Below are 14,213 nucleotides of genomic sequence, written 5' to 3'. Positions count from 1 at the left end.
TCAGTGCCGTGCGGTCGGCCTGCCGAAAGGCGGGTCAGCCGATGAGCAGCGCCTCGCGCAGCCGCTCCAGGTCCCGCTCGCTCAGGCTCAGCCCGTCCCGCAGACGGGCGTCGAAGGCATCGGCGACGATATAGCGCGCGCCCGCGGGGACGCGGGCCGGGGCCTTGGTGCGCTGACTCGGCATGCGCAGGTCGAAGTCCGTACGGATGCCGAGGCGCTGGAGTTTGGCCAGGTCGGCGTCGGTGAGCGCGTGCAGGTCGTTGCTGCGGTAGAGGACGCCCATCTTCACCCACCGGCCGTCGGCGGTGCGACAGCCACCCACGTCGCGGAGGTTGGCGGCGCCCTCGAGGTGCAGCGAGCGGTCGGCGAGGGTGAGCGGCTCGCCCCGGTCGGGGACGAGACGGAACCATTGGCGGTCGGCGGCGGGCAGCCCGCGTACGGTGACGGTGGCCTCGGCCCCACCGCGCGCCACGGCCCGGTCACCGGCGTAGACGGTCACCGAACCGACGCCGGGCGCCTTCCAGGACACGGTGAAGGAGCCGTTCTTGCGTTGGGTCACCGTGGCATCGGTGAAGGGAATCCCCTGCACGGCATCTGCTGCGGGAGGCACGTGCCGACCCGCTGTGGTGGGCGCGCCGACGGGTTCGGCAGCGGCGAGGGGCACGGTGGCCCCCACTGCCGATACGGCGGCCACGAACGATACGGCGATGTGGCGAGCGGCCAGCACCGCCGCCGCGGAATGGCAATTCATATCGGGACCATACGGCCCGAAATGGTGTGGAATTACCTAGAGTCGGTGGAGAGGGGCGAGCCGGACACGGGTGGGGGGTGCGGGCGCTCGGCAGAGAGCACCCGCACCGGTCACCTCTCGGCGTCCATCAGCCGGAAGAGCTCTTCGTCACTGGCCGACACCAGGTCCAGAGGCCCACCGGGGCCGGCGCCCGTACCGCTGTCCGACCCCGTCGTCGCCGCGGTGACCGCTTTCAGGCGCGCCACCGTCTCCTGCGAGACCTCCGCACCGGCCGTCAGCAGGGACTCCAACTCGGCGACGACGGAGGCCACATCGCGGGCGGGGGAGGCCGGCCGTGCGAGTCGTTCGCGGACGAGTCGGACGACGGCCTTCGGCGTGGGGTGGTCGTATACGAGGGTGGCGGGCAGCCGCAGGTCCGTGGCCTCGATGAGGCGGTTGCGCAGTTCGACGGCGTTCAACGAGTTGACGCCCATCTCCTTGAACGTGCGGTTGCCCTCCTCGCCGTGGGGCTGCTCGCCAGGTGTCTCCTGGCCGCCGAGCACGGCCGAGGTCTCGGCGAGCACCAGGGCCAGTACGAGCGCATCCTGTTCCGCCTCGTCGAGACCGGACAGCCGGGCCTCCAGCCCCGGAGGCTCGTCAGCGGCCGGCGTCCCGCCCGCGGTATCCGCGGCGCCCGCGAAGCCCCCGTCGGCCGTCGGACCCGCCGGGCTCACCGGAGCCGACGCCAGCCAGAACCGCCGCCGCTGGAACGCGTACGTCGGCAGGGCGACGGGCCGGGCCCCGGGGAGCACCGCGTCCCAGTCGACGGGAACGCCCTGGGTGTGCACCCGGGCGACCGCGGTGAGCAGGGCATCCCGCTCCGGCACCCCGGAGCGCAGGCTCGGCACCACGGCGGTCCCGGGCTGCGGGTCGGCGGACTCCAGGCATTCGTCGATCATCGGCGTGAGCGCCGGCTCGGCACCCAGCTCCAGGAACCCGGTGACGCGCTCGTCCCGGAGCCGGTCGATCGCGTCCTTGAAGCGTACGGACTGTCGCACATGCCGCACCCAGTGGTCCGGGTCGCGCGCCTCTTCGCCGGTCAGCGGGCGGCCGGTGACGGTGGAGACGAGGGGAACGGCGGGCGCGGCGTAGGAGAGCGTACGGACGACCCCGCGGAACTCCTCCAGCATGGGGTCCATCAGCGGAGAGTGCGGCGCGGTGCTCACCATGAGCCGCCGGGTCTTGTGGCCGGCGGCGGCGAGCCGGTCCGTGAGGGAGACGAGCGGGGCCTCGGCGCCCGAGAGGACGAGGGAGTGCGGACCGTTGACGGCCGCGATCGACACCTCGTCCGCCGACTCACCGAGCCATGGCGTCACGTCGGCTTCCGTGATGCGTACCGCCACCATCGCACCGCCCGGCGGCAGCGCGCCCATCAGCCTGCTGCGGGCCGCCACCAGGGTGCACGCGTCCTGGAGGCCGAGCACGCCCGACACATGGGCGGCGGAGATCTCGCCGACCGAATGCCCCACCAGGTGGTCCGGGACCACGCCCCAGGACTCGAACAGCCGGTACAGGGCGACCTGGACGGCGAACAGGGCGGGCTGTGTGAAGGTGGTGTCGTCGAGACGGGCCGCGTCCTCGGAGCCGGGAGCCGCCCACATCACCGAGGTCAGCGGCCGCGCCAGCAGCGGATCCAGTGCGGCGCACACCTCGGCCAGGGCCTGGCCGAAGACGGGGAACGCCTCGGCCGCCGCGCGCCCCATGCCGTTGCGCTGGCTGCCCTGCCCGGAGAAGACGAAGGCCAGCAGGCCCGGCGCGGAATCGTCCAGGGTGACGCCCGGGGCCCGCTCACCGCGCCCGAACCGCTCTGCCGCGGCCAGCAGTTGAGCCCGGTCCGAGCCGCTGACGACGGCCCGGTGCCGGTGCACGGTACGGGAGGTGGCCAGGGCATGGGCGACGTCCCGGGCCCGTAGACCGGGGTCGGCGGCCACGCGCTCGGCCAGGCGGCGCGCCTGCGCGCGCAGCGCCGGCCGGCTCCGGGCGGACAGCACCCAGGGCGCGGCCGCGTCACCGGACGACGGCTCCGTGAGTCGAGCCGGTGGGGAGGCGTACGGCGCCTCCCCGGGCACCGGGCCCCGCGCCTCCGCTCCCGGCGCCTCTTCCAGGATCACGTGCGCGTTGGTGCCGGTGAGCCCGAACGAGGAGACCCCCGCCCGGCGCGTACGTCCGCTCTCCGGTGGCCAGGGCCGGGCCTCGGTCAGCAGCCGTACCGAACCGGCGGTCCAGTCCACCTCGGCCGAGGGAGCGTCCACGTGCAGCGTCTGCGGCAGGACGCCGTGGCGCAGCGCGAGCACCGTCTTGATGACCCCGACGACCCCGGCGGCGGCCTGGGTGTGCCCGAAGTTCGACTTCACCGACCCCAGCCACAACGGCCGTCCGTCGGGCCGCTGTTGGCCGTAGGTGGCCAGCAGGGCCCGGGCCTCGATGGGGTCGCCGAGCGGGGTGCCGGTGCCGTGCCCCTCCACGGCGTCCACGTCCTGCGGCGTCAGCCCGGCGTCGGCCAGGGCCTGGCGGATGACGCGCTGCTGTGCGGGTCCGCTCGGCGCGGTGAGTCCGTTGGAGGCGCCGTCCTGATTCACGGCGGAGCCCCGTACGAGCGCCAGGACACGGTGTCCGTTGCGCCGGGCGTCGCTCAGCCGCTCCAGCAGCAGCAACCCCGCGCCCTCCGACCACGCGGAGCCGTTCGCGGCGTCCGCGTACGCCATGGAGCGGGAGTCGGGGGACAGCGCGCGCAGCCGGGAGAAGTGTGCGAAGGGCGCCGGGGTCGCCATGACGGTGACGCCGCCGGCCAGCGCCAGGTCGCTCTCGCCCGACCGCAGGGACCGGCAGGCCAGATGCAGGGCGACGAGGGAGGACGAGGAGGCGGTGTCGACCGTCAGCGCGGGGCCTTCGAGGCCGTAGGTGTAGGCGATGCGCCCCGAGATCGCGCTGTTGGCGGCCCCGGTGATGAGCATGCTCTCCCATGCGCTGGGCACGGCGGACGCGTGGGTTCCGTAGCCGCGGTCCATGGCGCCCGTGAACACGCCCGTACGGGTTCCCTTCAGGGACCGCGGGTCGATGCCCGCCCGCTCGAAGGTCTCCCAGGCGGCCTCCAGAAGCAGTCGCTGCTGCGGATCGGTCGCCGTCGCCTCCTGGTCCGACAGGCCGAAGAAGCCCGCGTCGAAGTCGCCCGCGTCGTGCAGGAAACCGCCTTCGCGCGCGTACGAGGTACCCGGGCGATCGGGGTCCTCGTCGAAGAGCCGGTCCAGGTCCCAGCCGCGGTCCGCGGGGAAGGCGGACATCGCGTCGGTGCCGTCGGCGAGCAGCTTCCACAGGGCGTCGGGGGAGTCGGCACCGCCCGGCAGCCGGCAGGCCATGCCGACGATCGCCACCGGGTCGGCGTCGTCCGCCGGGATCTCCCGCGGCTGCTCCTGGGGCGGCTCCTCCTGCTCGGCCAGTACGCGGGCGACGGCCCGCGGAGTGGGGGAGTCGAAGGCCAGGGTGGCCGGGAGCGGCAGCCCGGTCTCCTCCCGCAGCAGGTTCCGCAGCCGCACCGCGTGGAGGGAGTCCAGGCCGAGCTGGCGGAAGTCCTTGCCCGGGGAGAAAGCGTCCTTGTCCTGGGGGAGGGGGACGGCCGCGCCGCCGTCACGCAATACCCGGTCGACGCAGTCCCGTACGAGTTCCAGCGCCTCCTCGACGGTGTAGGGCGGGACCGCGCCGAGACGGGCCGGAACGGACACCTCCTCAAGGTCGGCGAGCAGCCGCCGCAGCGCCCCGCGGTCGAGCTTCCCGGCAGGGGAGAGGGGCAGCTCGCGCACGGTGACCAGTTCGAGGGGGATCTTGTGGTCGGCGAGCCCCAGCCGGCGCAGGAACGCGGTCACTTCGCTCAGGCCGATCGTGCCGTCCGCGTGGTCGGTCACGACCAGGCACGGGTACTCCCCGAGCCGGTCGTCCGGTGCACCGGCCACGGCCAGCGGGCCCAGGCCCGCAAGGCCGGAGAGCAGCTCTTCGACCTCGGTGGCGCTGAACTTCCGGCCCCCCGTATTGATCAGTTCGGCCGCCCGGCCGTGCAGCACCACCACGCCGTCCGCGCCGAGGCTCGCGAGATCGCCGGTCCGCAGCCAGCCGTCCTCGGTGAGCGCCGAGCGCGTCAGCTCCGGCTCGCGGTAGTAGCCGCGGAACAACCCCGGCCCGCGGTACTGGAGTTCACCCCGTCGGCCCGCCGCGCACACTCCGCCGTGCTCGTCGACGACCCGCACCTCCACCCCGCCGACCGGCTCGCCCACACAGCCGTCGGGGTGGTGGGCCCGGGTGCGGGTGCCGGTGCCGATCTCGGACATCCCCCACACCACGACCAGTTCGCAGTCGAGGACGGTGCGTATCTGTACGGCGAGCGCGGGCGCGAGGGCGGCCCCCGCCGTACGCACCTGGTACGGAGCGAAGCCCGCCGGCTCGTCCGTCCTGGCCAGTCGCGCCATGACGTCCCGCAGTTGGGCGGGCACGGCGAACACGACGTGGGGGTCGTGCTCCCGCGCAAGTTCCAGGAAGCGGTCCACGTCCCAGCCGGTGAGCAGGACCTGCGCGCAGGCGGCGAACAGCGCCGCGTGCAGGGACTGGAGGCCGAACAGATGGGTCATCGGGCAGGCCGTCAGGACCGGACCGTCGAAGGCGTCGGCGGCCTCGGCGGTGACGGCCGCGGTGTTCGACAGCAGACCGTCGTGGCTGTGCACACACAGCTTGGGCCGTGCCGAGGCCGTGCCGGACGAGGGGACGAGCACGAGCGGCATGTCGGGGGTGACGTCCACCGGCCGGGGCCCGCTGCCCGCCCAGGCCGCCAGCAGGCCGTCCAGCGACCCGACCTCCGGATCCTGGCCCCCCGCCTCCGACACCCCGGCCAGCAGCACGCCGCGCAGCGACGGCACGCCCTCCAGTAGCGAACGGGCCGTCGCCGGGCTCTCGTTCCCGGAGCCCGACAGGACGAGCAGGACGGGTTCCGCCCGGCTCAGCAGCGCCTGGACCTCCGGGGCCGGGGTGCCGTGGTGGATGGGCAGCAGGACCGCTCCGACGGCGGCGACGGCCAGGTGCAGGGTCGGAAACTCCCCGCAGTTCGGCAGCCGCACCGCCACCACGTCGCCGGGTGCGATACCCGACTCCTGCAACCCGCGGGCCAGTGCGTCGACGTCCGCCCGCCACTGCGCCCAGGTCCAGGAGCGGTGCCCGTCGACGAGGGCCACCGCGTCGGGGGCGGATTCCACGGCGGCCTCGAACACCTCGGGCAGGGTGTAGCCGCCCAGTTCCCGTGTGGTGTCGGCGGACGGCCGGATCGCGTAGTCATCTGTGTGGACGGGCACCATTACTCCCGGTCTCAGCTCTCGTGCACGGTGATCGCCCCGGACGGGCACAGGGCGCCGGCCAGTCGGGCTTTGGTGTGCTGGTCGGGGCCGGGCTCGGTGAGGAGGGTGACGAGTCCGTCGTCGTCCTGGTCGAAGAGCGCGGGCGCGTTGAGCGCGCACTGGCCCGCTCCTACGCAGCGGTCGGGGTCAACGGTGATACGCATGTCGATATGTCTCCTGCGGTGGATGGGGGCCGCCCGGCGGGCCGGGCGCGGCTACCAGCGGACGGGCAGCTCGTTCAGGCCGTAGAGCACGCCGTCGTACTTGATGTCCAACCCCTCCGCGGGCACGGCGAGTTGGAGGTTCGGGATGCGCTCGAAGAGTTTCCGGTAGGCGACTTCCATCTCGATGCGCACCAGGTTCTGTCCCAGGCATTGGTGGACGCCGTAGCCGAAGGCCACATGGTGGCGGGCGGACCGGGAGGGGTCGAAGGCGTGCGGGCATTCGAAGGCGTTCTCGTCGTGGTTGGCGGCCGCGACCAGCGGCACGATGCCCTCGCCCGCCTTGATGAGCTGCCCGGCGATCTCCACGTCCTGGACCGCGACGCGCAGGGATACCAGGTCGGCGACGGAGTGGAAGCGCAGCGTCTCCTCCACGGCCCGGTCGTCGCCGATCCATTGCGGGTTCGCCAGCAGGGTGACCACGCCCAGGGCGATGTTGTTGGCCGTGGTCTCGTGCCCGGCGATGAGCAGCAGCATCAGCACGCCGGACATTTCGTGGGGGGCGATGGCGCCGGTCGCCAGCAGCCGGGTGATGAGGTCGTCGCCGCCCCACTTCTGCTTGATCTCCACCAGGCGGTTGATGTACCGCAGGAGGTCCTTGGCGGCGGTCATCCGGTCGTCGTCGCTGGAGGAGCGGAGGGAGACCAGGACGCGGGTCCGGGACTCGAAGAACTCGCGGTCGGCGGGCGGCACGCCGAGCAGCGCGGAGATCACCAGGGACGGGATGGGCAGGGCGAAGTCGGCGACGAGGTCGGCGGTGTTGCCGGCGGCCAGCATGAGGTCCAGTTGGGCGTCCACCGTGCGCTCGATCGCGGGCTTCATCGCCCGTACCCGCCGGACGGTGAACTCCGGGATGAGGGCCTTGCGGAACCGGTCGTGCTCGGGGGAGTCCATGCCCACGAACCAGCCCGGGATCTGGTCCTGCTTGGGTACGCCCAGGTTTCCGACGTTGGGGAATCCCTTGTGCTGGGGGTTTGAGCTGATGCCCGGGTGGGTCAGTACGGCGCGTACGTCCTCGTGCCGGGTGACCAGCCACACCCGTTTGCCGTCGGACAGCTGGGAGCGGACCAGTCCCTGCCGGCCCCGGTAGTCGGCGTAGTCGGGCGGTGGGAACGGCACGCCGGGCTTGCGCACCGGAAAGTCGATGGCCGGCGCATCCGTCTCGGGCGAGGCCGGGTCTGTGTACGTCATGGGTGGGTATTCCCTTTCTGACGGACTGACGGGCCGTCAGTTGGCGCCGTAGAACGCGCGGACCCGGTCGATCACGAAGTCCTGGTCGGTGGCGGTCAGTCCGGTGTGGGTGGGCAGGTACAGCCCGTCCTCGGCGAACGTATGCGCCTTGAGCGAGGGCCAGTCGGGGTGGAAGTACATGGGCTGCTGGCTCATCGGCTTGAAGAACAGCCGGGTCTCGATCGACTCACCGGCCAGGAACTCCCGCAGCTCCGCGCGGCGTTCGGCCCGCAGGTCGTACATCCACAGCACGTCCCGCGGCGGCATCAGCGTGAGACCGGGAACTCCGGCGAGCCCCTCGTCATAGCGCCGCTCGATCTCCCGCCGCGTGGCGAGGATCTCGTCCAGCCGCTCGACCTGGGCGAGTGCGACGGCGGCCTGCATCGCCGTCATCCGGAAGTTGTAGGCGACCTTCTTGTGCAGGAAGCTGTGGTCCCTGGTGAAGGCCATGGCGCGCAGATGCGCCAGCTGCCCGGCCAGTCGGGGGTCGTCGGTGAGGCAGATGCCGCCCTCGCCCGCCGTGATGATCTTGTTGGCGAACAGCGAATAGCACGCGATGTCCCCGACCGGGCGGACGCCGTGGGCCTCGGCGCTGTCCTCCACGACCCGCAGGTTGTACTGGTACGCGAGGTCCATCACCGCGTCCATGTCGCACCGCCGGCCGTAGATATGGACGGGCATCACGGCCTTCGTGCGGGGCGTGATCTTCTCCTCGATCCGTGTGACGTCGATATTGAGGTCGTCACCGCAGTCGACGAACACGGGCGTGGCGCCGGTGTAGGTGACCGCCCATGCCGAGGCGATCATCGTGAACTCCGGGACGATCACCTCGTCCCCCGGGCCGATCCCCAGCGCCCGCAGCGCCAGCGTGAGCGCCGCCGTCCCCGACGAACAGGACACGCCGTGCGCGACGCCGTTGTAATCCGCGAAGGCCCGCTCGAACCGCGCGACCATCGGGCCCTGAGACGATATCCAGCCGTCGCCGACGGCACCGGTCACATACTCCAGCTCCCGGCCGTCCAGAGCGGGCCTGGACACGGGGTACTTGAACGACATCCGCTGCCTCTTCCTTGTCTTTCTCGTGGTCCTCGTACGGTCGGCACTGCTACGCGGCCTTGACGTCCTCCGCGATGATCCGCTCGATGTTCCGCTCGGCCAGCGCCGTGATGGTCACGAAGGGGTTGACCCCGATGGAGCCCGGGATGAGCGCGCCGTCCGTGACGTAGAGGTTGTGGTAGCCCGCGACGCGGCCGTATCCGTCGGTGGCCTTGCCCAGAACGCAGCCGCCGAGCGGGTGGTAGCAGAAGTCGTCGGAGAAGTTCTTCAGCTGCGGACCGAACAGGTCGTAGCGGTACATCGTGCCGTTGGCCCTGTTGATCCGGTCGAAGAGCGACTTCGCGGCGTCGACCGCGGGCGTGTTCTGGTCCCGCGTCCAGCGCAGCGCGGCCCGGTCGGTGGCCTTGTCGTAGACGAAGGTGCCGCGCTCGGGGTTCTTGGTGATCGCCAGATAGAGGCTGACCCAGGTCTCCAAACCGGCGGGCATCGGCGCGATTTCGGCGAAGACCGGGGCGGTGGGGTTGTTCCAGTCGTCGATGCCCAGGGCGGGGATCGAGGACTGGTGGGCCCCGGTGGGGTTCCAGACGTGGTTGGCGCGGCCGGTCATGATGTTGCCGTTGGGGCCCCAGCCCGCGCCGACCTCGGCGTTGAGGTCGGGCAGTGCGCCGGTGTCCCGGGCGCGTACCAGCAGCTCGGTGGAGCCGAGGCTGCCGGCGCCGAGGAACAGGTGGCGGCAGGCGATCTCCTTGTGGGCGACGGTCTTGCCGTCGGCGTCGTTCTGGTCCACGGACAGCACATAACTGCCGTCCGGCTGCTGACGGATCGCCCTGACCTGGTGCAGGGTCTCGATGGTGACCTTGCCGGTGCCCAGCGCGGCGGCCAGGTAGGTCTTGTCCAGGCTCTGTTTGCCGTGGTTGTTGCCGTAGATGACCTCGCCCGCCAGCGCGGACTTGGGCGCCTCACCGGCCGCCTCGCGTTGCATCTGGCCGAAGTCGTAGACGTTGGGGACGAAGGTGGTGCTCAGGTCCGCCTTGCCCGCCTGTTCGCGCGAGACCCGCGCGAACTTGTACCACTCCGTCGCCTCGAACCACCCCTTGTCGATGTGGTTCACCTTGAGCATGGAGTTGGCGCGCGGGAAGTACCGGTCGTACATCTCGGCGGCGTCCACCCGCGGGAGGACCTCCTCGAAGTACGAGCGCTTCGGTACGACGGCCATTCCGCCGTTGACCAGTGAGCCGCCGCCGACACCCCGCCCCACGTACACCGACATCTGGTCGAAGTGCACCTTGTCCAGCACTCCTGCGTACGGATCGATGTCGCGGTTGATCACATCGAGCCACAGGAACGAGCCGAGCGGGGCCTCGGTGCGGGACTTGAACCAGCTGGAGCGGCGGTCGGGCGAGAGCATTCCGCAGAAGACGTTGCCGTCGTCGGCGGGCTTGTTCCACAGCTGGCCCATTTCGAGCATGAGCGTGGGAACTCCGGCCTCACCGAGCCGCAGCGCGGAGACCGCGGCGCCGTATCCCGTACCGATCACCACGGCCGGTACGAACGAGCCGCTGCGGGCCCGCGGGCTCTTCTCGTCGGCGGCCGCGGCACGCGGGGCCGCGGAGATCGTGGTCATTCCGGCGACGGCGGCGCCGCCGAGGGCGGCCAGTCCGAGCAGACGGCGCCGTGACAGATGCTGGTTCTGCTGGTTCTCGAACATGCTGGTGGTACCCGACCTTCGCCGACAGGATTCGTCCCCGCAGGGCTGTTCCGCGGGGCCGCCCCGGTGGGGATCGCGGACCGTGTCCTTCGGCCCGAGCCGCCGCGCGCCACCATCCTGGTCAGGAAAGACTGGGGGAAATGCCAGACGTGTGCGGCGCCGCCGTCGCTCCGGTCCCCGCGGTCGCATGCAGCCGGGCGTAGGCCCCCTCGGCGGCCAGCAGCTGGTCGTGGGTGCCGCGTTCGACGATGCGGCCGTCCTCCATGACGAGGATGAGGTCCGCATCGCGGATGGTGGAGAGCCGGTGGGCGATGACGAAGCTGGTACGGCCCGCACGCAGCGAGTGCATCGCGCGCTGGATGAGGACTTCCGTGCGGGTGTCGACGGAGCTGGTCGCCTCGTCCAGGAGCAGGATCGAGGGCCGGGCCAGGAAGGCCCGGGCAATGGTGATGAGCTGCTTCTCGCCCGCGCTGACGTTGCCCGACTCCTCGTCCAGGACGGTGTCGTAGCCGTCCGGCAGGGTGCGGATGAAGCGGTCGGCGCAGGTGGCGCGGGCGGCGGCCACGATCTCCTCGCGCGTCGCGTCGGGGCGCCCGTAGGCGATGTTCTCGGCGATGGTGCCGGAGAACAGCCAGGCGTCCTGGAGCACCAGGCCGATGTGGGAGCGCAGGTCCTCGCGGGTCAGGGCGGTGATGTCGGTGCCGTCGAGGAAAATGCGCCCCGCGTCGGTCTCGTAGAACCGCATGAGGAGGTTGCCCAGGGTGGTCTTCCCCGCGCCGGTCGGACCGACGACCGCCACGGTCCGGCCGGGTTCGACGGTGAGGCAGAGGTCCTCGATGAGGGGGATGTCGGGGGAGTAGCGGAAACCGACGTTGTCGAACCGGACGTGTCCACGGGCCCGGGGGAGGCGCGCGGGCCGCTCGGGGTCGGGGCCTTGTTCGTCGGCGTCCAGGAGGTCGTGGACCCGCTGTGCGGAGGCGAGGGCGGACTGGAGGCGCGCGGCGATGCCGGCGACCTCCACGATCGGCTGGCTGAACTGCCGGGAGTAGAGGATGAACGCCTGGACGTCGCCGATGGACAGGGCCCCGGAGACCACGCGCAGCGCGCCGACGACCGCCACGACGACATAGCCGAGGTTGGAGACGAACATCATCGACGGCTCGATGGCGCCGGAGACGAACTGGGCCCGTGCGCCGGCGCGGTACAGGGCGTCGTTGTGCTCGTCGAAGACCCGCTCGGCCTGCTCGCGCCGCCCGAAGCCCTTGACCAGCGCGTGCCCGGTGTAGACCTCCTCGACATGGGCGTTGAGCGCTCCGGTGGCGGACCACTGCTGGGTGAACCGAGGCTGTGCGCGCTTGCTGATCCGGGCCGCCACCACGGCCGACACCGGTACGCAGGCCAGCATGATCAGTGCCAGCGGCGGCGAGATGGCGAACATCAGCACCACCATGGTCAGCACGGAGAACGCCGCCGTGATCAGCTGGCTGAGGGTCTGCTGGAGGGTCAGCTGGAGGTTGTCGACGTCGTTGGTCACCCGGCTGAGCACCTCGCCGGCCGGGTGGCGGTCGAAGTACCGCAGCGGCAGGCGGGCGAGTTTCGTCTCCACGGATTGGCGCAGTGCGAAGACCACACGCTGGACGACGGCCGTGACCAGCCGCCCCTGGACGAGGGTGAGGAAGGCGGCGGCGGCGAAGAGCGCGAGCGCCGTCAGCAGCACACGGGCGATGCCGTCGAAGTCGACTCCCCTGGATCCGTGGGTGTGCCGGATGCCGTCGAAGAGGAGGTCGGTGGCCCTGCCCAGGAGCATCGGGCCCGCCGCGTTGAGCGCGACGCCGCCGATGCCGAGGGCGACCGCCGCGGTCACCCGGGCGCGGTGCGGGCGCAGCAGTCCCAGCGTGCGGCGGGCGGGGCCGCGCCGCGCATGCCTAGCGCTGTCCGTCGAGACCATGGACAGCCTCCTGAAGGGTCGTGGCGGCCGCGGCGTCCGCGCCGGATCCGCCGTGGTCGCCGGTGAGCGCGGTGAGTTGGGACCGGGCGATTTCCCGGTACGTCGTACTGGTGCGCAGCAGCTCCTCATGCGTGCCGGTGGCGGCCACCCGCCCCGCGTCCAGGACCACGATGCGCCCCGCGTGGCGGACGGTGCTGACGCGCTGGGCGACGGTGACCACCGTCGCCCGGGAGATCTCCGGCTCCAGGGCGGTCCGCAGCGCGGCGTCCGTGGCGTAGTCCAGCGCGGAGAAGCAGTCGTCGAAGAGATAGATGTCCGGCCTGCGCAGCAGGGTGCGGGCGATCGCCAGGCGTTGCCGCTGCCCGCCGGACACATTGGTGCCGCCCTGGGTGATCGGCGCGTCGAGCCCCCCGGGCAGGTGCCGTACGAAATCGCGCGCCTGGGCGATCTCCAGTACGCGCCAGAGTTCGTCGTCGGTGGCGTCCGGGTCGCCGAAGCGCAGATTGCTGGCGACGGTGCCGGAGAAGAGGTACGGCCGCTGCGGTACGAAGCCGACGGTGCGGCGCAGCACCTCCGTGTCCAGCGTGCGGACGTCGACGCCGCCTACATGGACGGAGCCGTCGGTGGCGTCGAAGTGCCGCAGCACGAGGTTGAGCAGGGTGGTCTTGCCGCTGCCGGTGCTGCCGAGGACCGCCACCGTCTCGCCGGGCCCGACGCTCAGATCGATATCGCGCAGCACCGGATCCATCGCTCCCGGATAGCGGAACCCCGCTCCGTACAACGCCAGTTGGCCGGCCGCGGGCACCGCGCGGACCGGTTCGCTCGGCGCCGCCACGCTCGGCTCGGCCGCCAGCACCTGCTGGATGCGCTCGGCCGAGACCCTCGCCCGCGGCATCGCCAGGCATACGAAGGTCACCATCACCACCGACATCGTGATCAGCGTCAGATAGCTCAGAAACGCGCTGAGCGCACCGAACCGCATCGCCCCGGCGTCGATGCGGTGGGCGCCGAACCACACCACGGCCGCCATGAAGGCATTGAGGACCAGCAGCACGAGGGGGATGACGGTGGCCAGCAGCCGGCCGACGCGCAGCGAGATGTCACGCAATTCGGAATTGGTGCGGCCGAATCTCGCGCCTTCATGGGCGTCGCGCACAAAAGCCCGTACGACGCGGACGCCGGTAATGCGTTCGCGCAGCAGCCCGTTGATGCGGTCCAGGTGTTTCTGCATACGAGCGTAGAACGGATCGGTGCGGCCGAGAATGAGGCCGAAGGACATTCCGACGGCCACCATCAGCGCCACCAGAAGCAGGGACAGCGGGATGTCCTGCTGAAGTGCGAGCGCAATGCTGCCCAGACACATCAGGGGCGCCGACACCACGACGCCGAACGCGGACACGGCGAGCAACTGCACCTGCTGCACATCGTTGACGGTCCGCGTCATCAGCGACGGCGTGCCGAACTGCCCGACCTCGCGGGCCGAGAAGTCCAGCACCCGGCGGAAGACGGCCGAGCGCAGGTCGCGGCCCAGCGCCATGGCCGTACGGGCACCCAGCGCCACCGCGGCCACGGACGCCGCGATCTGCACCAGCGCCACGGCCAGCATGGCCAGGCCGGTCCGGGTGATATAGCCGCTGTCGGCCCTGACCACGCCGTTGTCGATGACCGCGGCGCCCAGTGTCGGCAGGGCCAAAGTGGCCAGGATCTGCACCAGTTGCAAAAGCCCCAGCCGGGCGACGGAGCGCCCCTGGGGCCGCAGATGGATTCGCAGAAGGCTGAGCAGCACCGGGCGACGCTCCAGGAGACGGCAGACCCGGCCGGCGGTCCGCAGGAAGGGCGCCGGCCGGGCCTGGACGGGGCAACACCCGGACAGTGCAGCGCACCGCAC

At 71.6% G+C, this 14,213-nt stretch carries 8 protein-coding genes; all 8 read right to left on the bottom strand.

What is annotated here, in order from left to right:
* Positions 1-34: 34 nt before the first annotated feature.
* Entirely contained in the window at positions 35-751 is a 717-nt protein-coding gene (locus B1H19_RS05080) for a tyrosine-protein phosphatase (protein WP_083103422.1), read from the bottom strand.
* A 110-nt stretch (positions 752-861) separates the two neighbouring features.
* The gene (locus B1H19_RS05075) at positions 862-6,123 is read right to left on the bottom strand and encodes a type I polyketide synthase (RefSeq protein WP_083103421.1); all 5,262 of its coding nucleotides are present in this window, start codon (positions 6,121-6,123) and stop codon (positions 862-864) included.
* 11 nt (positions 6,124-6,134) lie between these two features.
* On the bottom strand, positions 6,135-6,326 hold the full coding sequence (locus B1H19_RS05070) for a ferredoxin (protein WP_083103420.1): 192 nt from the start codon (positions 6,324-6,326) through the stop codon (positions 6,135-6,137).
* A gap of 51 nt (positions 6,327-6,377) precedes the next feature.
* A complete protein-coding gene (locus B1H19_RS05065) occupies positions 6,378-7,574 on the bottom strand; it encodes a cytochrome P450 (protein ID WP_083103419.1) in 1,197 nt (398 codons plus the stop codon).
* Positions 7,575-7,610: 36 nt separating this feature from the next.
* Entirely contained in the window at positions 7,611-8,669 is a 1,059-nt protein-coding gene (locus B1H19_RS05060; RefSeq protein WP_083103418.1) for a DegT/DnrJ/EryC1/StrS family aminotransferase, read from the bottom strand.
* 49 nt (positions 8,670-8,718) lie between these two features.
* Positions 8,719-10,377, bottom strand: a complete 1,659-nt coding sequence (locus B1H19_RS05055; RefSeq protein WP_083103417.1) for a GMC oxidoreductase — start codon at positions 10,375-10,377, stop codon at positions 8,719-8,721.
* A gap of 121 nt (positions 10,378-10,498) precedes the next feature.
* On the bottom strand, positions 10,499-12,325 hold the full coding sequence (locus B1H19_RS05050) for an ABC transporter ATP-binding protein (RefSeq protein ID WP_107425885.1): 1,827 nt from the start codon (positions 12,323-12,325) through the stop codon (positions 10,499-10,501).
* Positions 12,303-14,111 carry an ABC transporter ATP-binding protein gene (locus B1H19_RS05045; RefSeq protein ID WP_107425883.1) on the bottom strand — a complete coding sequence of 603 codons (1,809 nt, stop codon included), beginning with the start codon at positions 14,109-14,111 and terminating at the stop codon, positions 12,303-12,305. Before B1H19_RS05045 ends, B1H19_RS05050 begins: the two co-directional genes overlap by 23 nt.
* Positions 14,112-14,213 lie beyond the last annotated feature (102 nt).

Source organism: Streptomyces gilvosporeus (assembly GCF_002082195.1).
Lineage (GTDB): Bacteria > Actinomycetota > Actinomycetes > Streptomycetales > Streptomycetaceae > Streptomyces > Streptomyces gilvosporeus.
This window is presented reverse-complemented; position numbering and strand designations above follow the sequence as displayed.

Bases quoted from the DNA above. Each gene is read 5' to 3' on its own strand.
- B1H19_RS05080 (WP_083103422.1), bottom strand. From the start codon at position 751: ATGAATTGCCATTCCGCGGCGGCGGTGCTGGCCGCTCGCCACATCGCC.
- B1H19_RS05070 (WP_083103420.1), bottom strand. From the start codon at position 6,326: ATGCGTATCACCGTTGACCCCGACCGCTGCGTAGGAGCGGGCCAGTGC.
- B1H19_RS05075 (WP_083103421.1), bottom strand. From the start codon at position 6,123: ATGGTGCCCGTCCACACAGATGACTACGCGATCCGGCCGTCCGCCGAC.
- B1H19_RS05065 (WP_083103419.1), bottom strand. From the start codon at position 7,574: ATGACGTACACAGACCCGGCCTCGCCCGAGACGGATGCGCCGGCCATC.
- B1H19_RS05050 (WP_107425885.1), bottom strand. From the start codon at position 12,325: ATGGTCTCGACGGACAGCGCTAGGCATGCGCGGCGCGGCCCCGCCCGC.
- B1H19_RS05055 (WP_083103417.1), bottom strand. From the start codon at position 10,377: ATGTTCGAGAACCAGCAGAACCAGCATCTGTCACGGCGCCGTCTGCTC.
- B1H19_RS05060 (WP_083103418.1), bottom strand. From the start codon at position 8,669: ATGTCGTTCAAGTACCCCGTGTCCAGGCCCGCTCTGGACGGCCGGGAG.